Source organism: Roseomonas sp. GC11 (assembly GCF_024437745.1).
GTDB lineage: Bacteria > Pseudomonadota > Alphaproteobacteria > Acetobacterales > Acetobacteraceae > Pseudoroseomonas.
Map to the genome: position 1 here is coordinate 13,667 of NZ_JANFNY010000048.1, position 25,203 is coordinate 38,869.

The 25,203-nt window shown below is 73.6% G+C and carries 17 protein-coding genes; 5 read left to right on the forward strand and 12 right to left on the reverse strand.

All coding sequences use genetic code 11. The features are described 5' to 3' along the window. Positions 1-15: 15 nt before the first annotated feature. The 6 genes from NON00_RS15370 to NON00_RS15395 all read right to left on the reverse strand — a co-directional run bounded on the left by NON00_RS15370 (position 16) and on the right by NON00_RS15395 (position 7,744). Complete coding sequence (locus NON00_RS15370; RefSeq protein ID WP_256022569.1) at positions 16-1,569, reverse strand: hydrogenase expression protein HypE; 1,554 nt, start codon at positions 1,567-1,569, stop codon at positions 16-18. After that, positions 1,566-2,987 (reverse strand): proton-conducting transporter membrane subunit, encoded by a 1,422-nt coding sequence (locus tag NON00_RS15375; RefSeq protein ID WP_256022571.1) that lies wholly within the window; start codon positions 2,985-2,987, stop codon positions 1,566-1,568. The genes NON00_RS15370 and NON00_RS15375 overlap by 4 nt, the downstream gene beginning before the upstream one ends. A 156-nt stretch (positions 2,988-3,143) precedes the next feature. After that, positions 3,144-3,812 (reverse strand): hydrogenase-4 component E, encoded by a 669-nt coding sequence (locus NON00_RS15380; RefSeq protein WP_256022574.1) that lies wholly within the window; start codon positions 3,810-3,812, stop codon positions 3,144-3,146. Beyond that, a complete protein-coding gene (locus NON00_RS15385; RefSeq protein WP_370688725.1) occupies positions 3,809-4,762 on the reverse strand; it encodes a respiratory chain complex I subunit 1 family protein in 954 nt (317 codons plus the stop codon). The genes NON00_RS15380 and NON00_RS15385 overlap by 4 nt, the downstream gene beginning before the upstream one ends. Further along, the gene (locus tag NON00_RS15390; RefSeq protein WP_256022576.1) at positions 4,759-6,870 is read right to left on the reverse strand and encodes a proton-conducting transporter membrane subunit; all 2,112 of its coding nucleotides are present in this window, start codon (positions 6,868-6,870) and stop codon (positions 4,759-4,761) included. Before NON00_RS15390 ends, NON00_RS15385 begins: the two co-directional genes overlap by 4 nt. 43 nt (positions 6,871-6,913) lie before the next feature. Continuing rightward, positions 6,914-7,744, reverse strand: a complete 831-nt coding sequence (locus NON00_RS15395; protein ID WP_256022579.1) for an aldo/keto reductase — start codon at positions 7,742-7,744, stop codon at positions 6,914-6,916. Positions 7,745-7,779: 35 nt separating this feature from the next. Here NON00_RS15395 and NON00_RS15400 point away from each other — a divergent pair, with 35 nt between their 5' ends. Beyond that, positions 7,780-8,403: a hypothetical protein gene (locus NON00_RS15400; RefSeq protein ID WP_256022581.1), complete on the forward strand. Its 624-nt coding sequence runs from the start codon at positions 7,780-7,782 to the stop codon at positions 8,401-8,403. A gap of 72 nt (positions 8,404-8,475) precedes the next feature. On the opposite strand, the gene NON00_RS15405 is transcribed toward NON00_RS15400, so the two are convergent. Together NON00_RS15405 and NON00_RS15410 are read right to left on the reverse strand one after the other, a co-directional pair. Then, positions 8,476-9,642, reverse strand: a complete 1,167-nt coding sequence (locus NON00_RS15405; RefSeq protein ID WP_256022584.1) for a pyridoxal phosphate-dependent aminotransferase — start codon at positions 9,640-9,642, stop codon at positions 8,476-8,478. A 76-nt stretch (positions 9,643-9,718) separates the two neighbouring features. Further along, a complete protein-coding gene (locus NON00_RS15410; protein WP_256022586.1) occupies positions 9,719-11,275 on the reverse strand; it encodes a gamma-glutamyltransferase in 1,557 nt (518 codons plus the stop codon). Positions 11,276-11,827: 552 nt separating this feature from the next. Here NON00_RS15410 and NON00_RS15415 point away from each other — a divergent pair. The 3 genes from NON00_RS15415 (at position 11,828) to NON00_RS15425 (ending at position 14,671) form a co-directional block, all read left to right on the forward strand. Beyond that, complete coding sequence (locus NON00_RS15415; protein WP_256022589.1) at positions 11,828-12,658, forward strand: DsbA family protein; 831 nt, start codon at positions 11,828-11,830, stop codon at positions 12,656-12,658. A gap of 3 nt (positions 12,659-12,661) precedes the next feature. Beyond that, entirely contained in the window at positions 12,662-13,606 is a 945-nt protein-coding gene (locus NON00_RS15420; protein ID WP_256022602.1) for a cation diffusion facilitator family transporter, read from the forward strand. 99 nt (positions 13,607-13,705) lie between these two features. Continuing rightward, on the forward strand, positions 13,706-14,671 hold the full coding sequence (locus NON00_RS15425) for a succinylglutamate desuccinylase/aspartoacylase family protein (RefSeq protein WP_256022604.1): 966 nt from the start codon (positions 13,706-13,708) through the stop codon (positions 14,669-14,671). 185 nt (positions 14,672-14,856) lie between these two features. Here NON00_RS15425 and NON00_RS15430 read toward each other — a convergent pair whose 3' ends face one another. The 3 genes from NON00_RS15430 to NON00_RS15445 are packed head-to-tail and all read right to left on the reverse strand — an operon-like array spanning position 14,857 to position 19,962. Continuing rightward, entirely contained in the window at positions 14,857-15,621 is a 765-nt protein-coding gene (locus tag NON00_RS15430; protein WP_256022607.1) for a molybdopterin-binding protein, read from the reverse strand. 59 nt (positions 15,622-15,680) lie between these two features. After that, entirely contained in the window at positions 15,681-16,694 is a 1,014-nt protein-coding gene (locus NON00_RS24775) for a bifunctional GNAT family N-acetyltransferase/(deoxy)nucleoside triphosphate pyrophosphohydrolase (RefSeq protein ID WP_305123376.1), read from the reverse strand. A 49-nt stretch (positions 16,695-16,743) separates the two neighbouring features. Next, positions 16,744-19,962, reverse strand: coding sequence for a ribonuclease E/G (locus NON00_RS15445; protein WP_256022610.1), 3,219 nt, complete (start codon positions 19,960-19,962; stop codon positions 16,744-16,746). Between the two features lie 746 nt (positions 19,963-20,708). Here NON00_RS15445 and NON00_RS15450 point away from each other — a divergent pair. After that, positions 20,709-21,881 (forward strand): N-acetylmuramoyl-L-alanine amidase, encoded by a 1,173-nt coding sequence (locus tag NON00_RS15450; protein WP_256022614.1) that lies wholly within the window; start codon positions 20,709-20,711, stop codon positions 21,879-21,881. A 173-nt stretch (positions 21,882-22,054) separates the two neighbouring features. Here the strand turns inward: NON00_RS15450 and secA are convergent, their stop codons facing one another. After that, complete coding sequence (gene secA, locus NON00_RS15455) at positions 22,055-24,781, reverse strand: preprotein translocase subunit SecA (protein ID WP_256022617.1); 2,727 nt, start codon at positions 24,779-24,781, stop codon at positions 22,055-22,057. Between the last annotated feature and the right edge of the window lie 422 nt (positions 24,782-25,203).

Sequence of the window (25,203 nt, forward strand, 5' to 3'; positions counted from 1 at the left end):
GGGGGGCCTCCTGCCTCACAGGTCCACGCCGCTGTAGGAGGCGTTGAAGCTCTTGTTGCACAACGGGAAGTCGGCGACGATGTTGCCCTCCACCGCGGCCTCCAGCAAAGGCCAGTGCAGCCAGGAGGGGTCGCGCGGAAAGGCGGCGCGGATCAGCCCGTCATCGCCCAGCTGCAGCCACCACAGCACCTCGCCGCGGAAGCCCTCCACCATGCCCCAGCCCTCCCCGGCGCGCGGCAGCAGCGGCGCCTGGAGCGGCCCCGGCGCCAGCCGCGCCAGGAAGTCCGGCACCAGCCGCAGGCTTTCCTCCAGCTCGGCGAGGCGGATCAGCAGCCGCGCCTCCACATCCCCCGCCTCCAGCACCGGAATGGCGAGGCCGGCGGCGTCATAGGGCGCATAGGGAAAATCCCGCCGCGCATCGGCATCGCGGCCCGAGGCACGGCCGACATAGCCGCCGGCGGCGAAGCCCGCCGCCAGTTCCGGGCGCAGGATGCCCGTGCCGGCCAGGCGGTCCTGCAGGCTGGCATGGCGCTCCATCACGCCGCGCAGCGCGGGCAGCTCGGCGGCGACCACGGCCAGCGCATCGGCGAGCAGCCGCGCCCCCTCCGGCGTCAGGTCGCGCGCCACCCCGCCGGGGATGACGAGGCCCATCATCAGCCGGTGGCCGAAGGCGGCGGCGGCGGCGCGCAGCACCATCTCGCGCAGCGCGCCGAAGCGGGCATGCGGCCAGGCGAAGGCGGCGTCGTTGCAGAGAAAGCCGCAATCATTCAGGTGGTTGGCGATGCGCTCCAGCTCCGCCATCACGCCGCGCAGCAGCAGGGCGCGCGGCGGCGGGGTGGTGGCGGTGGCACGCTCCGCCGCCATGGCGAAGGCCCAGGAATGCGCCACCGTGGAATCGCCCGAGAGCCGCGCCGCCACCGGCGCCGCCAGCCGGGGCGAGCGCCCGCGCAGCAGCCCCAGCACGCCCTTGTGCGTATAGCCCAGCCGCGCCTCCAGCCGCAGGATCATCTCGCCCTGGACGTGGAAGCGGAAATGCCCCGGCTCGATCACCCCGGCATGGATGGGGCCGACCGGGATCTGGTGCACCCCCTCGCCCTCCGCCGTGAGAAAGACGGGCTGCGGCACCTCCCCCGTGCGGCGCGGCGGGCGGGCGGCGAGCGGGGTGAGCACCGGCCAGCGCCCATGCTCCAGCCAGGGCCGCCCATCCACCCCGCCCGCCGCCTGCCAGCCGGTCAGGTCGGCCACCGCGCGCTCGAACCACGCCGCCGCCGGGCGCGCGGGGGAGAGCGCGGCATAGGCCCCGCCCTCCGCCACCGCCGTGCTGGCGATCAGCGGCGCCGTCTCGCCCGGCGGGTGGAAGGCGGCATGCACCTCCCCCACCCCCGGCCAGAGGCCCAGGAAAGCCAGGTCCGGGGCAGCGGCAGGAGCAGCGGCCAGGGGAGCCGACAGCGCGGCCGGCAGCGCGGCCCAGGCGGCGGCATCCAGCACATGCCGGAAAGGCGTGGCGGCCGGCGCGGCGCGGATCAGGTCGAGGGCGGACACGGAAGCGGAAGCGGAAACAGGACTCATCCGGCGATCCTCGCGGCCTCGGCCAGCAGGGCGGCGAGCGGCGCCGGCAGCGCCAGCCCCAGCACCAGCGCTGCCAGCAGATGCGCCCAGGCGGGGCCGAGCACCGCCCAGCTTCCACCCCAGGCGGGCGCGGGGGGCCGCGCATCGGGCGTGGCAGGGCCAAGGCAGAGCGCCTGCATCGCCCGCAGCAGCGCCAGCGCCGCCACCAGCAGCCCGAGGCCGAGCGGCAGCGCCAGCCAGGGCAGCCGCGCCGCGCTCTGCTGGATCATCAGGAACTCGCTGGAGAACAGCGAAAAAGGCGGCAGCCCGGCGATCGCCAGGAAGCCCAGCACCAGCGCCCAGCCCAGCCCCGGATGCCCCGCCACCAGCCCGCGCAGATCCTCCAGCCGCTGGCTGCCCTTCAGCAGCGTGGCACGGCCGACCAGGAAGAACAGCGCGCTCTTCACCAGCGAATGGCCCAGCATGTGCAGCACCCCGGCCAGCGCCGCCGGCCCGCCCAGCCCGAAGGCGAAGGCAGCCAGGCCCATATGCTCGATGCTGCTCCAGGCCAGGAAACGCCGCGCATCGCGCCGCCGCCACAGCGCCAGCGCCGCCAGCAGCAGGGAGAGCAGCCCCATCCCCGCCATCAGCGCGCCAGGGGGCAGCACCGCCTCGTTCAGCGCCACCACGGCGCGGGCGCGCAGAATGGCATGCAGCGCCGCGTTCAGCAGCAGGCCGGAGAGCACGGCGGACATCGCCACCGGCCCCTCGGCATGGGCATCCGGCAGCCAGGAATGCAGCGGCGCCAGCCCCGCCTTGGTGCCATAGCCCACCAGCAGGAAGATGAAGGCCAGGGAGAGCAGGGCCGGGTCGGCCTCCCGCCCCACCCGCAGCAGCGCGGTGAAGGAGAGCGCGCCCTCCCCCCCACCCGTATAGGGCTGCGCGGCGAGGCCCAGCACAATGGTGCCGAACAGCGCCAGCGCGATGCCGACGCCACAGAGGATGAGGAATTTCCACGCCGCCTCCAGCGCCGCCGCGCCGCGGTGCAGCGCCACCATCAGCACCGTGGCCAGCGTGGCACCCTCGATCGCCGCCCACATCAGGCCGAGATTATCGGCCAGCAGGGCCAGGTAATTGGCGCCGAGAAACGCCTGGAAGGCCGCGTGATAAGCGCGGGCGGCGCGCGGCGAGAAGCCCTCGGCCGGCAGCATGGCGGCGGAGAAAATCGCCGTGGTCAGGCCAATGAACGCCGAGAGCAGCACCAGCGGCAGGTTCAGCGCATCCAGCAGCAGCAGGCCCTCCACCTCGCGCGGGGCGGTGAGAAGGGTCAGCGACAGGAGAAAACCCGCCAGCGCGGCGGCGATGTTCAGCAGCGGCGACGGCCACAGGGCCAGCAGCAGCGCCGCCAGGAAAGGCAGGGCGATCAGCAGGTCAGGCATCCGATATCCCCGGCACCAGGGGGCCTTGCCCCCTGGACCCCCAGCAGGAACCTGAGGTTCCTGCACCTCCCAACTGGAAATAGGAACCTGAGGTTCCTGCGCCTCCCAACTGAAAATAGGAACCTGAGGTTCCTGCTCCTCCCAACTGAAAAAAAATCATTCGCCCTCTCCGCGGTGGCGGTGCAGGAGCGAGAGATCGAGCGACTCGAAACGCTCCCGCAGCAGCAGCACGAAGAACCCGGCCACCCCAGCCAGCACCAGCACCAGCGCCGCCGTGGCGATCTCGACCACCAGCGGCATGCCCTGCACGCCGGAGGCCGCCAGCACCAACCCGTTCTCCAGGCTGAGCAGGCCCACCACCTGGCCAATGGCGTGGCGCCGCGTGACCATCATCAGCAGGCCAAGCAGCACGACGGAGAGCGCGATGGCGAGGTCCTCCCGCAGCAGCGCGGCCGCGCCGGCGGTGGCCGGCAGCACCACGAGGCAGGCCAGCGCCACCAGCGCCACCCCGGCGATCAGGCTGGCGCCAATGCCCAGGCCCGGCTCCACCCGCCTTTGCAGCCCGAGGCGCAGGATGAAGGCGCGCAGCGCCAGCGGGATCAGCACCGCCTTCACCGCCGCCGCCACCAGGGCACTGATGAAAAGGCCCGGCTCCTCCTGGATGAAGCCCTGCCACGCCACGGCCAGGGCCAGCAGCGCCCCCTGCGCCGCGAAGGCTCCCGTCATCGCCGCGAGGCGCCGCTGGTAGAGCAGCACGAAGCCGCTGAGCAGCATGCCGCCACCCAGCAGATGCGCGACATCATAGGGGATCTGGCCGAAGCTCATGCCAGCCCCGTGGACAGGAACAGAAACACCACGCCGAGCAGCGCCAGCAGCAGCGCCGCGCCCAGGAACTCCGGCACGCGGAAGACGCGCATCTTGGCGATGGCATTCTCGAAGCCCGCCAGCGCCAGGGCCAACCCGGCCAGCTTGGCCAGCCAGAGGCCAAGCCCCTGCGCCCAGGCCAGCGGCCCCTCCGCCGCCTCCGCCATGCCGAAGGGCAGGAACAGCGCCGCCAGCAGCGAGAGCCAGAGCAGCAGCCGCAGCGCCGCCTGCATCTCCCACAGCGCGAGGTGGCGGCCGGAGGCCTCCAGCAGCATCGCCTCATGCACCATGGTCAGTTCCAGATGGGTGGCGGGGTTGTCCACCGGGATGCGGCCATTCTCGGCCAGCGCCACCGCCAGCAGCGCCACCAGCGCCAGGGCGAGCGAGACGCGCAGGCCCAGCGCCCCATCCTGCAGCGCGGCGCCGATGGCATCGAGATTGGTGCCCCCCGCCAGGATGGCGAAGGCCATGACGCAGAGCAGGAAGGCCGGCTCGGCGAAGACGGCGAAGCTCATCTCCCGCGCGGCGCCGAGGCCGCCAAAGGCGCTGCCGATATCCATCGCCGCCAGCGCCAGCGCGGCGCGGGAGAGCGCCAGCAGCCCGCCCAGCAGCAGCAGATCCGCCAGGCCGCCCAGCGCCATGCCGCGCGTGAAGCCAGGCACCAGCGCCGCCGCCAGCAGCGTGGCCGCGCAGGCGGCATAGGGGGCGATGGAGGTGACGAGCGAGGCATTCTCCGCCAGCACCGGCCGCTTGCGGCAGAGCTTCACGAGGTCGCGCCAGGGCTGCAGCGGCGAAGGCCCGCGCCGGCCCAGCATGCGCGCCTTCAGCCAGCGCAGCAGCCCGGTGAGCAGCGGCGCCAGCGCCAGCATCAGCGCCAGATGCAGCGCCTGGGTGAGCAGCGCGGCCATCATGCCCCCGCCCCCCCGCCCGGCCCCACCCAGGCCAGCAGGGCGAGCAGCGCCAGCAGCGTGCCGAAGGCCAGCATCAGCAGGTGGCGCAGCGGGAGGTCGCGCAGCCGCTCCGCCCGGATCACCAGCGCATCGCGCCAGCGGGCGAGGGCCGGCAGCAGGGCGGGCAGCACCGGGTCCTGCCAGTGGCTGTCCAGCCGCGCCGGGGCGGGGTCGCCGGGCGGCGGCAGGGTGGCGCGCTCCCGCGCCGCCAGCAGGCTGGTGCCGAGCATCCGCAGCAGCGGCTGGGCGAATCCGGCGGCGGAAGGCTGCGTGCCGGGGTCGCCGAAGGGCAGGTGCGGCGGCGGCGCGACGAAGCCGCAATCCCAGGCCGGGCCGCGCACCGAGGCACGCGGCGAGAGCCAGCGCAGCGCCAGCACCACCGCCACGAACAGCACCAGCAGCAGCACCGCCAGCCCGAGCGGATGATAGGCCGAGGCGGAGGGCGAGGCCGCCACCGCCCAGGCCGAGGCCAGCGCCACCCCCCCGGCATGACCAGAAAGGCGGGCCACCGCCTCCCCCCCCAGCGCCAGCAGGGCGCCGGGCAGCAGCCCCACGGCGGCGCCCAGCCCGGCCAGCAGGAAGAGCGCGGCGCGCGGCAGCGGCGCGGCCTCGCTGGCGCCCAGGGTGCGCGGCGCGCGCGGCCGGCCAAGGAAAGTGAGGCCCCAGAAGCGCAGCATCGCCACCGCCCCCAGCGCCGCCGCCATGCCGAGCAGCGCCACCGCCGCCGCCGCCAGCACCTGCACCCCCAATTCGCCCACCCGCCAGGAGGCCAGCAGCGCCTGCAACAGCAGCCATTCCGCCGCGAAACCGGCCAGCGGCGGCAGCGCCGCCAGCGCCGCCGCCCCGGCCAGCGCCGCCAGCGCCACCTTCGGCATGGCGTGGATCAGCCCGCCCAGCCGGTCCATCCGGCGGGAACCGGCACCGTGCTGCACCTCCCCCGCCACCAGGAAGAGCAGCGTCTTGGCCAGGGCATGGCCCAGCACATGCAGCAGCCCCGCCGCCGCCGCCAGCGCCGCCAGCGCGCCGAGATCGGCCGCCCGCAGCAGCGCCGACAGGCCAAAGGCCATGGCGATCAGCCCGACATTCTCGATGGTGGAACAGGCGAGGAGCACCTTGATATCGCCCTCCTGCGTGGCGCGCAGCGCGCCGAACAGGGCGGAGGCGGCGCCCAGCGCCAGCAGCGGCACGCCCCAGCCCAGCCCCTGCCCCAGCCCGCCGACATCGAGCAGCAGCCGCGCCGCGACATAGAGCGCCACCTTGGTCATCACCGCCGACATCAGGGCGGAGACATGCGCCGGCGCCACCGGATGCGCCACCGGCAGCCAGCCATGCAGCGGCACCAGCCCGGCCTTCGAGCCGGCGCCCAGCACCACCAGCGCCAGCACCACCCAGGCCACGCCGCCCTGCGGCGGCGCCTGCCGCAGCGCGGCGAAGGAGAGATCCCCCGCGAGGCCCGCCAGCAGCCCCACCGCCGGCAGCAGGCAGGCCGCGCCGAACAGCGCGAAGCCGAGGTAAAGCCCCGCCGCCGCCCGCGCCGCGCCCTCCTCCTCCGCCGGGGCGGGCCCGGCCGCGGGGAAACCGGCGGGGACAGAACCGGCAGAAACAGAACCGGCGGGCGCCTGCCCGGCGGCGACCAGCACCCAGGAGGCGAGCGACATGCCCTCGAAGCCGAGCAGCAGGGTGAAGCCATCCCCCGCCAGCAGCGCCAGCGCCATGCCGGCCAGGAAGAGCGGCCAGGCCGCCAGCCGGCGCGCGGGCGCCACCGCCTCGTGCCGCCAGCCATAGGCGCCACAGGCCAGGCCACACAGGCCGAGCGGCAGCAGGAACCACGCCGAAAGCCCGTCCAGCGCGAGGCTGAGCGGCGCCCAGGCCGGGCCGAAGGGCAGCAGCAGCGCCGCCTCCCCCCCCTCCACCAGGGCGGCCAGGGCCAGCAGGGCGAAGCCCCCCGCCACCAGCGCCGTGCCGGCATGGACCAGCCGGGCAAGGCCCGGGCGCCCCCCGGCCCAGGCCCCCAGCAGGGCCAGCGGCGGCAGGCAGCAGAGCAGGACGGCCAGGGTGGAGATCAGCACGCGGCACCGGGGTGGTGAATCACCACGCCAGGATAGGGGGCCGTCAAAGCATTGACAAAGGCTGCTTTCGCCTGGGAGGCGAGAAGGCGCCATCGAGTTCCGCCAGATCCTCCGGCGCCAGAACGATCTCCCGCGCCGCGGCATTCTCGCGCAGATGCGCCTCGCTGGCGGCCTTGGGAATGCTGATGACGCCCGGGGCGCGCAGCGTCCAGGCCAGGGCGATCTGCGCCGGGCTGCGGCCCTGCCGCTGCGCCACGCGCCGCAGCACCGGGTGGCGCAGCAGCGCCCCGCCCTGCCCCACCGGGGAATAGGCCATCACCGGCATCCCCCGCCGCGCCGCATAGGGCAGCAGGTCGAACTCCACCCCGCGCTCCTCCAGGTTGTAGAGCACCTGGTCCGTGGCGCAGTCCGGCAGGGCGGCGCCCAGTTCCTCCAGATCCGCCACATCGAGGTTGGAGACGCCCCAGCGCAGGATCTTGCCCTGCGCCACCAGCCGCTCCATGGCCTCCACCGTCTCGGCCAGGGGCACGCTGCCGCGCCAGTGCAGCAGGTAGAGGTCCAGCACCTCGGTGCGCAGCCGCTTCAGGCTGGCCTCGCAGGAACGCGCCATGCGGGTGCGCGAGGCATTGTGCGGATAGACCTTGGAGACCAGGAAGACCTCCTGCCGCCGGCCGGCGATGGCCTCGGCCACCACCGACTCCGCCCCGCCCTCGGCATACATCTCGGCGGTGTCGATCAGCGTCAGACCGAGATCGAGGCCCAGCCGCAGCACCCGCGCCTCCGCCGCCCGGTCGGCGCCGCGCTCGCCCAGCTTCCACGTGCCCTGGCCCAGGGCGGGGACAACCGTGCCATCCGGCAGGGTCACACTGTTCATGGCGGATTCCCTTTTGCCTTCCTATCTTGCCCGCTATGCGCCGCACCGCCATCCCGCTGCTCGCCCTCGCCGCCGCGATCGCCGCCGCACCCCCGCCGGCCCGCGCGGCCACCGAAACCTATGGCCCCTGGATCCTCTCCTGCGCGGCCGATGCGATGACCGACCGCGCCACCTGCCGCATGACGCTCAGCACGCCGGTGGAGCCCGCCACCGCCAGCCTCAGCGCCCTGGCGCTGGAGGTCGCGCCGCGCCGGGGCCGCCTCGTGCCGGTGGTGACGGCCCGTGAACTCGGGCTGGACAGCGCGGCGCGCGGGCTGCTCGCCCTCACCGGCACGGTGCAGCTCCGCTTCCCGCCCAACAAGCTCTTTGAAATGCCCTGCGCGCTGGAAGGGCGCTCCGTGGTCTGCGCGCCACGGCCGGAGGATGCCAGCCGCGCCGCCGCGGAACTGGCCCAGGCGCCGCGCGCCCTGGTGCGGGTGCTCGGGCTCGGCAGCGCCACGGCGGAGGGGCCTCCACGGGAGCTGGCCCTCTCCGAGACCAGCACCGCGCTGGAGGCTTTCCGCGCCCAGGTGCCGCCGGAGCAGGGGAATGAACCGCCGCCACCCGCCTTCGATTTTCAGGAATTGATGGGGCGGGTGCAGCGTTATTTTTTCCAGTAGCGCGGGGACGCCGCCCCCTCTGTTTCTTTGGGCACCCCCGCCGGGGGGATGAGATCCCCCCGGACCCCGCTGTCAGGGGGGCGTGAGCCAGGCGCGCAGGCGGGGCGCGGCCTGGGCCATCTCGGCCTCGGCGCCACAGTAGGAAAAGCGCAGGAAGCAGGCGCCACGGGCGCGGTCGAAATCGACGCCCGGCGTGGCGGCGATGCCGGCCTCGGCCAGCATGCGCGCGGCGAAGGCCACGCTGTCATTGGTCAGGTGGCCGATATCGGCCCAGAGGTAGAAGGCGCCATCGGCCTCGGCCAGGCGGTCGAAGCCCGCCGCCGGCAGCCCGGCCAGCAGCGCCGCGCGGTTGCGGCCATAGACGGCCTTGTTGGCCTCCAGCTCCGCGCGGCAGTCGAAGGCCGCCTCCGCCGCCACCTGGGCCACATGCGGGGCGCTGATGAACATGTTCTGGGCGAGGCATTCGACGGGGCGCAGCAGGTCCTCGGGCAGCACCATCCAGCCGATGCGCCAGCCGGTCATCGAGAAATACTTGGAGAAGCTGTTGATGACGATGGCGCTGTCGCTGAACCCCGCCGCCGTGCTCTCCGCCATGCCGTAGGAGAGGCCGTGGTAGATCTCGTCCGAGATCAGGCGCACACCGTTGGCGTGGCACCATTGGGCGATGGCCTGGAGGTCCTCCGGCGCCAGCATGGTGCCCGCCGGGTTGCAGGGCGAGGCGACGATCAGCCCCTCTGGCCGCGGGTCCAGCGCCTCCAGCATGGCGAGGGTGGGCTGGAAGCGGGTGCTGGCGTCGCAGGGCAGCAGCTGCGGCACCATGCCGAGCGCCGTCAGGATATTGGCATAGGGCGGGTAGAAGGGCGCGGCCATGGCCACGCGGTCGCCGGGGTCGAAGGCGGCCAGGAAGGCCAGCGGAAAAGCCCCCGAGGCGCCGACGGTGACGGCGATGCGCCCCGGCGCGATGGCCGCGCCGTATTGGGTGGCATAGTGCAGGCTGATGCGCTCGCGCAGGGAGCGCAGCCCGAAGGCCTCGGTGTAGCCCATGGGCGCGCCGGCCTGGAGGGCACGGATGGCGGCCTCGGCGGCGCCGCGCGGGGCGCCGGTGGAGGGCTGCCCGACTTCCATGCGGAGGATGCCGGGCGCCCCGGCGGGCAGGGCGCTGGCGCGGGCATTGGCTGCCGCGATGACGTCCATGACGAGAAAAGGCGGCGCTTCCGCCCCCCGGCCGGTCTTGAGCATGCCACCATTTCCAACTGAAGGCGGGGTCCGGGGGGACCCTGTCCCCCCGGTTCTTTCTGTCTGTTTTTAAAAAGCCCTACTGCTGCCCGGCGACAGCGAGCCCGGCGCCGCGCGGATCGGTGGCGGCGGCGCATTGCCCCGGATCGCCCGGCATATAGGCCGTGCAGCCGATGGCATTGGCGCGCCCCGGCTGCGGCAGGCTGGCGATGGCGGTGGCGAGATCGCTCCGCCCCAGCAGATGCCGCGCGGCCGGGAGGGCGACGGCGAGGCCCGCCCCTTCCTGCCCGCTGCCGGCGCCGGCATAGCGGAAGGCCTTCATCGGCGCGTTATAGGCCAGGGTGGCGGCGAGCAGCGGCGGCTGCACCCGGCCCTGCCCCGGCGCGGCGGCGGCGAGGAAGCCGAGCTGCGGCATCACCCGCCCGGTGCCGAACAGGTTGTTCATGGTGAAGGCGCAGCTCACCGCATTGCCATCGCGGTCCAGCGTGACGAGGCTGGTGGAGGCCGGCAGGGCGGGCAGGCTGCCGCTGGCGGGCGGGTTGGCCAGCAGCGCCTCGGGCGTCGCACCACCGGCATTCGCACCACTGGCATTCACGCCACTGGCATTCACGCCACTGGCATTCACGCCACTGGCGCGCCAGGCGGCGGAGACGGCGAGGCCGCGGCGGGCGGCGGCCTCCACCGGCTGGCCGGCCTGGAGCGCCTGGAAGCTGGCGGCGGCGGCCAGGCCGCCATCGGCCGGCGGCGGCAGGAAGGCCAGCACGTCATTGCCGACGCGGAACTGCACAGGCTTGGCGGTGCCGGGCAGGGCGGGGCGGAGCGCCTCCACCGTCAGCCGGGCGCCGATGCGGCGGGCGCCGTCCTCGATGCGGCGGGCGAGGCCGCCCTGGTAGAGATCGCCCACCCCCGCCGTGCGCAGCGTCGCCAGGGTGGTGGCGAGGTCGGGCTGGGTCAGCGTCTCGCCCTCACGCAGCACGCCGGAGAGGCCGGCGAAGACCGCGCGCGCGCCGGGGTCGGCCAGCAGCGGCCCGGCCACGGTGGCGAGGTCCGCCGCCAGGGCGCGCGAGGTGGAGGTGCCGAAGCGCGCCAGCTGCTCGGCCGGGACCAGGAGTTCCTCGAAGGGCCGGCCGGGGTTGCGGGTGTAGAGCAGGAAGAGGCCGCGCGCCGTCATCGGCACCGCCGCCGGGCGGTCCCCTCCGGTGGGGGCGGGCTGCGGCGGGAAGAGCACCGCCTCCACCTCGTTGCGGCTGTGGGTGTAGATCAGGCAGGCGCCGCCGCCGCCGAGCCCGGCGCGCGAGGGCAGCGTGACCGCCAGGGCGAAGCCCGCCGCCACCGCCGCATCCCCCGCCGTGCCGCCGGCCGAGAGCACGTCGCGCGCCACCAGGGCCGCGCGCGGCTCATCGGCCACGGCGCCGCCCAGGAAGCCGCGCACATAGCCGGGCTGGCCCTCGGCCGGGCCGCTGCTGCCGGCGATGCTGCCCAGCGCGTTGCTGACCGTGCCGCAGCCCGGCAAGGCCAGGAGCCCGGCACCGAGCCCGGCACGGGCCAGGGCCAGCCCCGCCCGGCGGCGCCGGGAGGAGGCGGAGGGGGCGGCCCCGTGGCGGGGCCCGGCCTGATTGCGCGCGCTGCTGCTCATGCTGGCGATCTTCACTCCGCTGCTGCTCCACCGGCCGCCGCGCCCGGGCCGGGCGCCGCCGCGTGCTGATCCGCGATGCCGCGGGGTGGCGCCGCACCCGGCCCCCGCGCATCGCTGTTCCGTCTCGCCGGGGAAGCCCCCGGCGGATCTCTGCCGGAGGGTGGTTCCAGCCACCGGGGCGCGCGCCCCCGGATCGCGCCCCCAGGATCGCGCCATAGACGCCTTCGGCAGCAGCGGCAACCGGATGTTCACCGCCAGCGCCCCGATCCACCCGGCTGATTCGCGCCCGTAACCGGAGCCATCCATGGGGGCCAACCGTGGGGACTGTCCGCCTGGGACTGCCCGCCCGGATTGCCCGCCGGAATTGCCCGCCGGAATTGCCGGTGGAGGTGGTCCCCTCCCGCCCGCCCCTCTCATGCCCCTCTCATGCCCCTCTCATGCCCCTCTCATGCCCCTCTCATGCCCCTCTCATGCCCCTCTCATGCCCCTCTGGCGCGTCCCGCCCGGCTGGGGGATGAATGGCCACGCGCCCGCTCCAGGAGGAAACACACCGTGAGGCCCCCCCGCACCATCCCGCCGGCCACGGCCTTCCATCGGGCCTTTCCGTGGGCCTTCCCCCGGGCCGCCACCCTGGCGGCCGTCCTGGCCGTTCCCCTGCTGCTGCCCGCGCCGCTGCGGGCGCAGGCGCTCTCCCCCGCCCAGCGGGATGAGGTGCTCACCCTGCTGCGGGAGGCCCTGCTGCGCGACCCCTCGATCCTGCGCGATGCCCTGGCCGCCCTGCAGCAGGACGACCAGCACCAGCAGGTGGCGGCGCAACAGGCCGCCATCCACGCCCAGGAGGCCGCCCTGCTGCGCGACCCGGCCGACCCCTCCAAGGGCAATCCGCGCGGCGACCTCACCATCGTCGAGTTCTTCGATGCCCGCTGCCCCTACTGCAAGGCGCTGCACCCCACCCTGGCGGAGCTGATCCAGCTCGACCCCAATCTGCGCGTGGTGATGAAGGACCTGCCCATCCTCGGCCCGGCCAGCGTGGTGGCCAGCCGCGCCCTGCTGGCCGCGCAGCGCCAGGGCAAGTATGCCGCCTACCAGGATGCCCTGCTGCGCCTGCGCGGCGAGCCAACCGAGGCCGCCCTCCAGGCCGAGGCGCAGAAGATCGGCCTCGACTGGCCACGGCTGAAGCGCGACATGGAGGACCCCGCCATCGCCGCCAGGCTGCAGGGGAACCTCGCCCTGGCCCGCGCCCTCTCGATCGAGGGCACGCCGGCGCTGGTGATCGGCGGCACGCTGGTGCCGGGGGCGGTGGACCTGCCGACGCTGCGCAACCTCGTCGCCCAGGCGCGGCAGGAGGCCGCCACCCGCGCGGGTGGCCGGAACGGCGGCTGAGCCATGGCGGCCCCCACCTCCGCCGTCCCCGATTCCGCCGTCCCCGATTCCGCCGCCCCCGATTCCGCGGCCCTGGCGCGCGAGCGCTCCCTGCTGTTCGGCACGCTGGCCGATATCGCCATGCTCTTCGCCTATGTGGCGGTGGGGGTGTGGTCCGGCTCCCTCACCCTGCTGGCCGAGGCGCTGCGCGGCGGGCTGCTCATCCTGCTGGAACTGGTGGTCTATGCGCTGATGCGGCGCATCCATCGCGGCCGCATGGCCGCCTATGACTACGGCTCGGGCAAGCTGGAGCAATTCGCCAACCTCGTCGTCGGCCTCGCCATGGCGGGGGGCGCTGTGTGGCTGGCGGTCAAGGCGCTGGGCCGGCTGGAAGCCGCCGGCGCCGCCCCCGCCGGCAGCCTCTGGGTCGCCGCCGGGCTGGCGGTGGTCAATCTCGGCGTCAACGCCGCCGCCGCCTGGGCCATGTGGCTGGCCGGGCGGGATGGCGCCTCGGTGATCATGACGGGGCAGATCCGCACCCGCCTGTCCAAGCTGCTCTCCTCCGCCGTGGTGGTGGGGGCCATCGCGCTCTCCGCCTGGGCGCCGGGCAGCCTGGCCAGCCGCATGGCCGATCTCGGCGGCACGCTTTTCGTCGCGCTGGTCATGCTGGGCGTCGCCGCCCGGCTCTGGCGCGACTCGCTGCCCGACCTGCTGGACCGCAGCCTGGACGAGGAGCGGCAGGCGCTGATCAACCGCGCCCTGGCCGCCCGCTTCGAGGATTACGAGTCGCTGCTGGCGGTGCGCACCCGGCAATCGGGCCACCGCGTGCAGGTGGAGATCGCCCTGGGCTTCGACCCGGCGCAGCCCTTCGCCCGCATCGCGGGCGTGATGGCGGCGGTGGAGGCCGAGGTGGCGGCGCTGATCCCGGGGGCGGAGGTGCTGGTCCTGCCCCGCCCGGCCGGGGGATAGGGCACGCGCCGTCCCACCCCCGGTTGCTCATCCCGCACTGCCGTATAAAGTCGCGGCTCCAGAGCGAGAGGGGACCGGGCCGATGGGGATTCCGCGCGGATGAGGGGCCACTCCGGCCCTGCCTTCCTGCCGTATTTCCCGGTGGACCTGCCGGTGCCGGACCTGCGCCCCTGGCTGGAGGGCAACAGCCTGCCGGGGGTGTGGAGCTTCGACGCGCCGCGCCCCGGCCCGCATGTCGCCCTGGTCGCGCTGATCCATGGCAATGAGATCGCCGGCGGCCTGCTGCTGGCGCGCTGGCTGGCCGAGGGGCTGCGCCCGGCGCGCGGGCGGCTCACCTTCGTGTTCGCCAACCTCGCCGCCTTCGCCCGCTTCGACCCGGCGGACCCCACCCTCAGCCGCTTCGTGGACGAGGATCTCAACCGCGTCTGGTGCGAGACGGTGCTGGACGGCCCGCGCCGCAGCGCCGAGCTGGACCGCGCGCGGGAGCTGCGCCCGCTGCTCGGCACGGTGGATGTGCTGCTCGACCTGCATTCGATGCTCTGGCCCTCGGACCCGCTGATCCTGGCCGGGGCGGGGCCGCGCGCGCGGCGGCTGGCGCGGCGGCTCGGCGTGCCGCCGCTGGTGGTGGCGGACCAGGCCGGGCACGCCTCCGGCCGCCGGCTGATCGACCACAGCGCCTTCACCGCGCCGGAAGGCCAGCGCACCGCCCTGCTGGTGGAGGCCGGGCAGCACTGGCAGCCCGAGACGCTGGCGGTGATGGAAGCCTGCGCCACCGCCCTGCTGGCCGAGACCGGGATGGTCGCCACCCCCCCGCCACCCCGCCCGCCCGGCCGCGTGGCGGAGGTGACGCGCACCGTGGTGGCCGGCACCCATGGCTTCGCCTTCGTCGAGCCCTTCCGCGGCGGCGCCATCATCCCCGCGCGCAACACCCTGCTGGCGCTGGATGGCGAGGCGGAAATCCGCACGCCGCATGATGACTGCCTGCTGGTGATGCCCAGCCCGCGCACCCTGCGCGGCCACACCGCCGTGCGGCTGGCGCGCTTCCTGGAAGAGCGGGAGATTTAAGGGGAGGCTCCGCCTCCCCTGACTGGCTATCTGTTTTCTGGGGCGGCTCCGCCTCCCCAGACCCCTCGGCCGGGGGGACAGGGTCCCCCCGGACCCCGCCATCCGTTGGCGCCAAACTGAACGCGGGGTCCGGGGTGGCCGTGCCACCCCGGCGGGGGCCAGGGGGCGGAGCCCCCTGCTTTTTGCTACCCCGGCTCCCCCGCCACCGGCGCATAACCCAGCCCGGCCACGAGGTCCGTCACCTCGGCGATGACGCGTTCCAGCTCCGCCTCATCCAGCCCCTTGGCCACCAGGGAGACGCCATTGCCCTGCGGCCGGTAATAGGGATAGGAGCCGAGATCGACCGCCGGGTAGCGCGCCTGGATGGCGCCCAGCCCCTCGGCGATGCGGCCCTCCAGCATGCCGGCGGCATGCACGGCGCGCGACTTCACCGGCACGCCCCCCTTCAGCGAGGGCGCCAGCCCCTCGAACATCGCCTGCATGATGCGCGGCACGCCGGCCATCACATGCACATTGCCGATGATGAAGCCGGGCGCGATCGACACCGGGTTGTCGATCAGCGCCGCGCCGCGCGGCATGGTGGCCATGCGCTGGCGGGCGGCGTTGAACTCGGCCGGCGGGTCCTGCCGCGCGTAATGCGCCGCCATGCGCGCCCAGGCCTCCGGATGCGGCTCCCACGGCACGCCGAAGGCGGCGGCGATGCATTCGGCCGTGATGTCGTCATGCGTCGGGCCGATGCCGCCCGTGGTGAAGACATAGGTGAACTTCGCCCGCACCTCATTGACCGTGGCGATGATCGTCTCCCGCACATCGGGGATGACGCGCACCTCGCGCAGCGGAATGCCGATCTCGCCCAGGCGGGTGGCGAGGAACTTCAGGTTGGCGTCCTGCGTGCGGCCCGAGAGCACTTCATTGCCGATGATCAGCAGGCAGGCGGTGGGTTGGGTCATGGACGGTCTCCCCTAGCCGGGGCCGGCGGGGCCGGGGCGTCCTTCCCCGGCCCGTCCGGTCACAGGAAGTCGCGCAGCAGCGCCACCAGCGGCTTGTCGGCCGGCGGCATGGCATAGTCGGCCAGCCTGTTGGGGCGCACCCAGGCCAGGGCCTGGCCCTCCCGCGCCGTCACGCTGCCCTCCCAGCGGCGGCAGAGATAGAGCGGCATCAGCAGGTGGAAGCGCCCGGCATCATGGCTGGCGAAGGTGAAGGGCGCGAGGCAGGCGGCCGAGACATCGATACCCAGCTCCTCCTTCAGCTCGCGGATCAGGGCATCCTCGGGCGTCTCGCCCGGCTCCAGCTTGCCGCCGGGGAATTCCCACAGCCCGGCCATCGGCTTGCCCTCCGGGCGGCGGGCGAGCAGCACGCGGCCATCGGGGTCGACCAGCGCGCAGGCGGCCACCAGCAGCATCGGCTTGGCATCCGGCGGCGGCGGGGCGGCGGCGGCGGGCGGCTCCGGGGGCGCGGTCGTGGTCAGCTCCTCCCGCCCGCCTTCCAGGCAGAGCACGGGCAGGCGCGCATTGCGGGCAAGGAACGGCACCTCGGCCCGGCCGGTCTCGCGCAGGCCGATGCGGCGCAGCACGGCGGCGGAGCGGGCATTCTCCTCCAGCACATGGGCGAAGATGCAGTCGAGGTCGAGATGGGCGAGGCCCCAGCGCGCCAGCCGCCCGGCGGCCTCGGCGGCGACGCCATGGCCCCAGTAGCGGCGGCCCACCCAGTAGCCGAGTTCGGCCCGGCGGGTCTCCGGCTCGCGCGTCAGGCCGACGCAGCCCACCAGCACCTCGGTATCGCCCTCCTGGCCGACGATGGCCAGGTGCCAGGCGCTGCCCTCGGCGAGCTGCCGGTGGGTGGAGGCGATCCACTCATCCGCCAGTTCGCGGGGATAGGGGAAGGGCACGCGGCTGAGCCAGCGCACCACCTCCCAGTCATTGATCAGCCGGTGCAGTTCCGGCGCGTCCTCGGGGCGCAGCAGGCGCAGCGTCAGCCGCTCCGTGCGCAGGGGGGAGAAGTCGGTCGGCGTGATCGTGCTCATCGGGGGGTGGCCTGGCCCCGTGGCGGCATGCGCCACGGGGCCATGGGGATCAGCGCTTCCACCAGCCGCGCTTCTTGGGCGCGTCCGGCACGGCATCCACCAGCACCGGCTGCACCGCCTGCGGCTCCTCCGCCACGGCGGGGGCCGGAGCGGCGGCCTCGGCCACGGGGGCCGGGGCTTCCGCCGGAGTCTCCACCGGAGTCTCCACCGGGGCTTCCACGGGCGCGGCGGCCTTGCGGCTGCGGCTGGCGCGGCGCGGCTTGGCCGGGGCCTCCTCCGCCGCCGGGGCCGCCACCACAACCTCGGCCACAGGGGCCGGGGCTTCCACCGGAGTCTCCACCGGGGCTTCCACGGGCGCGGTGGCCTTGCGGCTGCGGCTGGCGCGGCGCGGCTTGGCCGGGGCCTCCTCCGCCGCCGGAGCCTCCACCACAACCTCGGCCACGGGGGCCGGGGCTTCCACCGGAGTCTCCACCGGCGTCTCCACGGGCGCGGCGGCCTTGCGGCTGCGGCTGGCGCGGCGCGGCTTGGCCGGAGCCTCCTCCGCCACCGGAGCCTCCACCACAACCTCGGCCACGGGGGCCGGGGCTTCCACCGGAGCAGCCTGGACCGGAGCAGCTTCCACCGGAGCAGCTTCCACCGGGGCAGATTCCACCGGGGCGGGCGCGGCCGGGGTCACGGCCTCAACCGGCACCGGCTGGGGCGCCACGGGGGCGGGCTTCGCCAGGCTGGCCTGCTGGGCTGCTTCCTCGGCCGCCGCCATGGCGTCGAAGATATCGTCCAGCGTGCCGGCGAAGGGGTCCGCCGGGGTCGGGCCGGCATAGCGCGGCAGCGGCGCCACCGGCTCGGGGCGGAACTCGCCCTCGCGGCGGCGGCCACCCCGGCGGCCACGGCGGCGGCCACGGCCATCCCCATTGTCGCGCGGCGAGAACTCGCCACCGAAATCGGGCACCACATCCGCCGGTTCCTCGGGCAGCAGGGGCTGCGGCGCGGCCTCGGCCACGGCCTCGGGCGACGCCTGCGGCATCCCCTCGGGGGCCTCGGCCTCGTCCTCGCCCTCGTCGCCTTCCTCGGCCTCGGCGGCGGCGCCGTTCAGCGGCGTGCCATCCTCACGGCGGCCACCCCGGCGGCGGCGGCGGCGGCGGCGGCGGCGGCCTTCGCCATTGCGCTCCTCCTCACTGCCGGACGCGGCGGGGCCAGAGGCGGGACCAGAGGCCGGACCAGCGGACGGCGCGGCGGGCGCCGCCTCGGCCACCGGCTCGGCGGCGGCACGCTCCACACCACGCTCGGGCGCGCGGGCGGCGGGGGCCTCGGGCGCGGCCTGCGGCTCGGCCTCCACCTCCGGCGCATAGTCCATGCGCAGCGCGGCGGGCGCGGCGGGCGGCTCCACGGCGGTCTGCGCGCGGGTGCGCTCGATGCGGATCGCCGGGCCGGAGAGCCGCGCATCCGCCTCGAACACCACCACCATGCCGTAGCGCGCCTCGATCTCCGAGAGGCGGTCGCGGCGGCGGTTCAGGATGTGCAGCGCGAGGTCCGGCGCGATCGAGACCTGGATCTCGGCGGCGCGGCGCTTGGCGCCCTCCTCCTCGATCTGGCGCAGCACCTGCAGCGCGCTGCTCTCGGCGCTGCGGACGATGCCGAGGCCCTGGCAATGCGGGCAGGTGACGAAGGAATGCTCCGTCAGGCTCGGGCGCAGGCGCTGGCGGCTCATCTCCAGCAGGCCGAAATGGCTGATGCGGCCGACCTGGATGCGGGCGCGGTCGTTCTTCAGCGCCTCCTTCAGCCGGCGCTCCACCTGCGCGTCGTTGCGCGGCGACTCCATGTCGATGAAGTCGATGACGATGAGCCCGGCGAGGTCGCGCAGCCGCAGCTGGCGGGCGATTTCCTCCGCCGCCTCCAGGTTGGTGCGCAGCGCCGTGTCCTCGATGTGCCGGTCGCGCGTGGCGCGGCCCGAGTTCACGTCGATGGCGACCAGCGCCTCCGTCTGGTTGATGACGACATAGCCGCCGGACTTCAGCTGCACCACCGGCGACATCATGGCATCGAGCTGCCCGTCCACCCCGTGGCGGGCGAAGAGCGGCACGGTGTGGTCGCGGTAGAGGCGGATCTTGCGCTCGTTCTGCGGCATCAGCATGCGCATGAAGTCGCGCGCCTGGCGGTAGGCGCCCTCGCCCTCCACCTGGATCTCCTCGATGTCGCGGCCGAAGACGTCGCGGATCGAGCGCTTGATGAGGTCCGCCTCCTCATAGATGAGGGCCGGCGCGGTGGACTGCATCGTGCGCTCGCGGATGTCGTCCCACAGGCGCAGCAGGTATTCGCAGTCGCGGCGGATTTCCGGCTTGGGCTGGCCGGCGCCGGCGGTGCGGACGATCATGCTCATGCCCTTGGGCATGTGCAGGTCCTCGATCACCTCGCGCAGGCGCTTGCGGTCGGCCACCGAGGTGATCTTGCGGGAGATGCCGCCGCCGCGCGGGCTGTTGGGCATCAGCACCGAGAAGCGCCCGGCGAGCGAGATATAGGTGGTGAGCGCCGCGCCCTTGTTGCCGCGCTCCTCCTTGACGACCTGCACCAGCATGATCTGCCGGCGGCGGATCACTTCCTGGATCTTGTAGTGGCGCAGGAAGCGCGGCGGGATGCGGCGCTCCTCGCGGCCATTCTCGTCCTGCTCTTCCTTGCCGCGGCCGCCCAGCGTCTCGGGCGGCGTCTCGCGCGGCAGCTCGGGAGAGAGCTCGGGGGCGGGGCCATCGGCCTCATCGCCGATGATCAGGCCCTCATGCGGCACGGTGGCCTCGCCGGCGGCGGCCTCGGCGGCGATCAGCTCTTCCGGCGTGGCGCTGCGGCGCTCCTCGCCCGAGGCCATCGCCTTGCCGCGCGCGGGCGGCTCCTCCGGGGCGGGCTCGCCATCGGCCATGCGCTCGATGGCGGCGACCATGGCATCCGCCTCGGCCTCGGAGACCTCGTCCTCATCCTCCTCCTCGGCCGCCTCGGCGGCCTGGAGGGCGAGCAGGCGCTCACGGTCGGCGATGGGGAGCTGGTAGTAGTCGGGGTGGATCTCGCCGAAGGCGAGGAAGCCGTGGCGGTTGCCGCCATATTCGACGAAGGCGGCCTGCAGGCTGGGTTCGACGCGAACCACCTTGGCCAGGTAGATATTGCCCTTCAGGGGCTTCTTGTTCTCGGTCTCGATGTCGAATTCTTCGAGCCGGTTGCCGTCCAGCACCACCACGCGCGTTTCTTCGGCGTGGGATGCATCGATCAGCATGCGCTTGGTCATGAACCGGGATGCTCCAGGCCACCGGCGCGAAGGCGCGCCCGGCGGCGGCAATGGGTGGGCAGGCCCGAGGCAGCGGGATCGCACAGGCGGCGTGGCACAGGATCAGCCATGCGGCTCTGGTTCCGACCTCTCGTCTCGGCGGGCCACGCCCCGGGTTGGGGGGGCCCTTGTGGAGCGCGCCGCGCGCAGGCCCCGGGACCGCGCCCCGGCACCGCGCGGGGGCGGCGCCATCTGGGCGCGAACGGGCCAGCGGCAGGCACAGGGCGGGGGCAAGCCAAACGGCCAAGCCACCCTTCCGCGCCTTCATGCGCAGACCGGCGGAGCGGGCCGCGGAAAACTGGCGCAGCCGGGACGCACACGGCCCCCGGATCATAGGGGCGGTCCCTTGCCAGTTCCTGAGGGCCGCACCCTCTTTCAGCCCGCCGCGAAGCGGCTGGGCCAGAAGGGCGGGCGGCCGGGCCCGGAAGCTCCACCGGCCGCGATTGCCGCCGGGGCAAGGCACCATAGGCGCCCCCCTGCCCTTCCACAAGGCATTGCGATGCTGAGACATTACATGAACTTTGCCCGTGATCCCACGGCCTGAGCATGATAGAGGCAGCGCCAAGGGCCTTTGCCTCCCGCAGGGGCGATGCCCGCGCGCGGCTTTTTCCACGCCGCGCCCCGCCACCACCCTGCCCGGCGGGAGGGGGATTCCCCCGGGCGGGCGCCTCGCCTCCAGCCCCAGCCGCAAGGGGAGCCACCCCGCCATGACCGACCAGCCCGCGCAGGCAGACGCCAGCCGACGCAAGCTCCTGCTGCTCGGGGGCCTCGGGTTGCTCGGGCTCGGCCTGCCCGCCCCCGCCCTCGCCGCCATCACCGCCGCCACGCTGGAGCGCCAGGGCAATGGCGCCCGCCTCGTGCTGGAGGCCAGCACCGGCACGCGCTGGCGCCTCTCCACCACCAGCCACCCGGCGCGGCTGCTGCTCACCCTGCCCGGCTCCGTCTGGCGCGGCCCGGCGCGGCTGCCCGCCGCCGGCCCCGTGCGCGCCGCCCGCTGGGACGCCGCCGCCCGGCAGCTGGTGCTCGACCTCGCCGGCCCCGTCACCCTGCGCCGCGCCGGAGAGGTGGAGGGGCGCCTCGTCCTGGAGCTGCTCCCCGGCCCGGCCGGCGCCTTCGCCCGCCTCGCCGCCGAGGGCCGCTTCGGCGGCCGCGCCACCGCCCGCGGCACCAGCACCGCGCGCAGCCTGCCGCTCGTGGTGCTCGACCCCGGCCATGGCGGCAAGGACCCGGGCACCATCGGCGTCTCCGGCACCTATGAGAAGCGCATCACCCTCGCCGCCGCGCTGGAACTGAAGAAGCAGCTGGAGGCCGGCGGGCGCTGCCGCGTGGCCCTCACCCGCGCGCGGGATGTCTTCATCCCGCTCGATGGCCGGGTGGAGTTCGCCCGCAGGCGAGAGGCGGCGCTGTTCATCTCCCTGCACGCCGATTCCGCGCCAGGGGCGCGCGGCGCCAGCGTCTATACCCTGGGCGACCGCGCCACCGACACGCTCTCCGCCCGGCTGGCGCAAAGCCAGAACCGCGCCGACGCCGCCGGCGGGCTGCGCATGCCCGATGTCTCGCCCGAGGTGGAGCGCATCCTCTTCTCGCTGGTGCGGCAGGAAACCCGCACCGGCTCAGCCCGCATGGCCCGCTTCGTGGTCGATTCGCTCGGGCGCAGCGTCAACCTGCTGCCCAACACCCACCGCCAGGCCTCCTTCGCCGTGCTGAAGGCGCCGGATGTGCCCAGCGTGCTGGTGGAAATGGGCTTCCTCTCCGACCGCCAGGATGAGGCCGCCCTCAACCGCGCCGCCCACCGCACGGTCATCGCCCGCTCCCTGACCCAGGCCGTGCATGGCTGGCTGGCGCAGCACCATGCGGCGGTCAGCGGGGATGTCGGGTAAAAAAAGCCGGACATAAAAAAAGGCCGGGGGAATGAATTCCCCCGGACCCCCATCTTTTTTCTGGCAGGCTGCCGCCATCTCCCGTCCCGGCGGGACGCCGCACTGACGGCGGGGTCCGGGGGGACCCTGTCCCCCCGGCGGGGGCCAGGGGGCGGAGCCCCCTGAAGCCATGCTCAGGCCGTCCGCCCGTGGCAGTGCTTGTACTTCTTGCCCGAGCCGCAGGGGCAGGCGGCATTGCGCGGCGTGCGGTCCCAGGTGGTGGGGTCGTTCGGGTCCACCCCTTCCACATCACGCGCCAGAGCACCGGCGAAAGCATCGCTGGTGGCATGCTCCCACGGCCCGGCATCGGCCAGGGTGGGGTCGGGGTGGCGCAGATCGGTCACCATCACCGGCTCGGGCATCGGCGGCGGCGCGGCCGGGCTCAGCTCGATGCGCAGCAGCAGCGAGGTCACGCGCTGCCGCAGATCCTCCAGCATGGTGTTGAAGAGGTTGAAGGCCTCGCTCTTATACTCGTTCAGCGGGTCGCGCTGGCCATAGGCGCGCAGGCCGATGCCCTGGCGCAGATGGTCGAGCGCCAGCAGGTGCTCCTTCCACACCGCGTCGAACACCTGCAACAGCAGCGACTTCTCGACCATCCGCATCAGCTCGGGGCCAATATTGGCGGCGCGGGCGGCGGCGGCCTGGTCGGCCGCGGCCTCGATGCGCTCGCGCACCGCCACCTCGTCGATGCCCTCCTCCTTCGCCCAGGCCTCCACCGGCAGCTCCAGGCCCAGCATCTCCTGCACCTGCTGCTGCAGGCCCACGAGGTCCCACTGCTCCGGATAGGCATTCTCCGGGATGGCGCGGGCGACGAGCGCCGCCACCGTCTCGCGCCGCATCTCCTCCACCGTCTCCGACACATCCGCCGCCTGCATGAAGCTGCGCCGCTGGGCGTAGACCTCCTTGCGCTGGTCGTTCATGACGTCGTCGTATTTGAGGAGGTTCTTGCGCGTGTCGAAATTGCGCGCCTCGACCTTCTTCTGCGCCTTCTCCAGCGCCCGGTTGATCCAGGGGTGGACGATCGCCTCGCCATCCTTCAGGCCGAGCTTCTGCAGCATCCCGCCCATGCGGTCGGAGCCGAAGATGCGCATCAGGTCGTCTTCCAGGGAGAGGAAGAAACGGCTGGCGCCGGGGTCGCCCTGGCGGCCGGAGCGGCCGCGCAGCTGGTTGTCGATGCGGCGGCTCTCATGCCGCTCCGTGCCGATGACGAAAAGGCCGCCGGCCTGCTTCACCACCGCCTCGTCGGCCTTCACCTGGGCGCGGATGGCGGCTAGATGCGCCTCCCACTCCGGCCCCTCATGCGGCTCGGGGAAGCCGGCGGCGGCCAGCATCTCGGCATTGCCGCCGAGTTTGATGTCCGTGCCGCGCCCGGCCATGTTGGTGGCGATGGTGACAGCACCCGGCCGGCCGGCCTGGGCGATGATGCCCGCCTCCTGCTCGTGGTAGCGCGCGTTCAGCACCTGGTGCGGCACGCCCTGCTGCTTCAGCAGCGCGCTGATCAGCTCGGACTTCTCGATGCTGGTGGTGCCGACGAGCACGGGCTGCTGGCGCGCCTGCGCCTCCTTCACCAGCGTCGCCACCGCGTCATACTTCTCGCGCGCGGAGCGATAGACCTCGTCGTCATTGTCCTGGCGCTGGACGGCCACGTTGGTCGGGATCTCGACCACTTCCAGCTTGTAGATCTCGGCGAACTCATCGGCCTCGGTCGATGCCGTGCCGGTCATGCCGGACAGCTTCGGGTAGAGGCGGAAATAGTTCTGGAAGGTGATCGAGGCCAGCGTCTGGTTCTCGGGCTGGACCTCGACGCCCTCCTTGGCCTCCAGCGCCTGATGCAGGCCGTCCGAATAGCGGCGGCCCTCCATCATGCGGCCGGTGAACTCGTCGATGATGACGAGCTTGCCCTCGCGGTTGACGATGTAGTCCACGTCGCGCGCGAAGAGCACATGGGCGCGCAGGCTCTGGTTGACGTGGTGCACCAGCGTCACGTTGTGGAAATCATAGAGCCCGCCCTCGGCCAGCAGGCCGGCCTGGCGCAGCATCTCCTCCACCGTGGCGGTGCCGGCCTCGGTCAGCGCGGCGGTGCGCTGCTTCTCGTCCTTCTCGAAGCTCTCCTTGTCCTGCACCAGCACGCGCACCACGGCATCGACGGCGCGGTAGAGGCCCGAGGAATCCTCGGCCGGGCCGGAGATGATGAGCGGCGTGCGCGCCTCGTCGATGAGGATGCTGTCCACCTCATCGACGATCGCGTAGTTGAAATCACGCTGGACCATGTCGTCCAGCCGGTACTTCATGTTGTCGCGCAGGTAGTCGAAGCCGAATTCGTTGTTGGTGCCGTAGGTGATGTCGCAGGCATAGGCCTCGCGCCGCTCGACATCCGTCAGCCCGTGGACGATGACGCCGCAGCTCAGGCCGAGGAAGTTGTAGAGCCGGCCCATCTGCGCGCTGTCGCGGCTGGCCAGATAGTCGTTCACCGTGACGACATGCACGCCCTTGCCCGAGAGCGCGTTGAGATAGACCGGCAGGGTGGCGACGAGCGTCTTGCCCTCACCCGTCTTCATCTCGGAGATGCGGCCGGAATGGAGCACCATGCCGCCGATCATCTGCACGTCGAAGTGGCGCATGCCGAGCACGCGCTTCGACGCCTCGCGCACGGTGGCGAAGGCCTCGGGCAGGATGGCGTCCAGGCTCTCCCCCTGGTCCAGCCGGGCCTTCAGCCGCGGGGTCTGGGCCCGCAGCTCCTCGTCCGACAGCGCGGCGAGCTTCGGCTCGAAGGCCGAGATGGCGGGCAGCCGGGCGCTGAACTGCTTCAGCACGCGGTCGTTCGATGTGCCGAAGATGGCGCGGGCGAGGCGGGCGAACATGCGGTGTCGAGACTCTCCGAGGGCCTCCTGCGCCCTCCCCGCGCCCGCGCCGGAAGGGCGGAGGCATGGGACGGAGGGCGCCGTGGCCAGGAAGGCCGGGCCGGCCTCCGGGGCCGCCGGGGGCGGGCACAGGCTGCTTTGGTGCGAACAGATAGGCGCCGCCCGGCCACGGGTCAACGAAAGGCGGAATGGCGGCGTGAAACTCCCGATCGCGAAACCGGTTCCGCGCCCCCTCCACGGGGCCACGACGGGGCCACGCCGGATTGTGATGCGCCCCGGCTTCCGCCATCTTGGAAGCGTCCAGCCGCGAAGGCACATGCTCCGAATGCGTTTTTCGATCCTGACCCTCCCGACCCTTCTCCTGGCATCGACGGCTGCCCTCGCGCAGGCCCCGGCCGCCACCCCGGCGCCCGCCCCCGCCG

Bases quoted from the DNA above. Each gene is read 5' to 3' on its own strand.
- NON00_RS15370 (WP_256022569.1), bottom strand. From the start codon at position 1,569: ATGAGTCCTGTTTCCGCTTCCGCTTCCGTGTCCGCCCTCGACCTGATC.
- NON00_RS15375 (WP_256022571.1), bottom strand. From the start codon at position 2,987: ATGCCTGACCTGCTGATCGCCCTGCCTTTCCTGGCGGCGCTGCTGCTG.
- NON00_RS15380 (WP_256022574.1), bottom strand. From the start codon at position 3,812: ATGAGCTTCGGCCAGATCCCCTATGATGTCGCGCATCTGCTGGGTGGC.
- NON00_RS15385 (WP_370688725.1), bottom strand. From the start codon at position 4,762: ATGATGGCCGCGCTGCTCACCCAGGCGCTGCATCTGGCGCTGATGCTG.
- NON00_RS15395 (WP_256022579.1), bottom strand. From the start codon at position 7,744: ATGAACAGTGTGACCCTGCCGGATGGCACGGTTGTCCCCGCCCTGGGC.
- NON00_RS15400 (WP_256022581.1), top strand. From the start codon at position 7,780: ATGCGCCGCACCGCCATCCCGCTGCTCGCCCTCGCCGCCGCGATCGCC.
- NON00_RS15405 (WP_256022584.1), bottom strand. From the start codon at position 9,642: ATGCTCAAGACCGGCCGGGGGGCGGAAGCGCCGCCTTTTCTCGTCATG.
- NON00_RS15410 (WP_256022586.1), bottom strand. From the start codon at position 11,275: ATGAGCAGCAGCGCGCGCAATCAGGCCGGGCCCCGCCACGGGGCCGCC.
- NON00_RS15420 (WP_256022602.1), top strand. From the start codon at position 12,662: ATGGCGGCCCCCACCTCCGCCGTCCCCGATTCCGCCGTCCCCGATTCC.
- NON00_RS15425 (WP_256022604.1), top strand. From the start codon at position 13,706: ATGAGGGGCCACTCCGGCCCTGCCTTCCTGCCGTATTTCCCGGTGGAC.
- NON00_RS15430 (WP_256022607.1), bottom strand. From the start codon at position 15,621: ATGACCCAACCCACCGCCTGCCTGCTGATCATCGGCAATGAAGTGCTC.
- NON00_RS24775 (WP_305123376.1), bottom strand. From the start codon at position 16,694: ATGAGCACGATCACGCCGACCGACTTCTCCCCCCTGCGCACGGAGCGG.
- NON00_RS15445 (WP_256022610.1), bottom strand. From the start codon at position 19,962: ATGACCAAGCGCATGCTGATCGATGCATCCCACGCCGAAGAAACGCGC.
- NON00_RS15450 (WP_256022614.1), top strand. From the start codon at position 20,709: ATGACCGACCAGCCCGCGCAGGCAGACGCCAGCCGACGCAAGCTCCTG.
- secA (WP_256022617.1), bottom strand. From the start codon at position 24,781: ATGTTCGCCCGCCTCGCCCGCGCCATCTTCGGCACATCGAACGACCGC.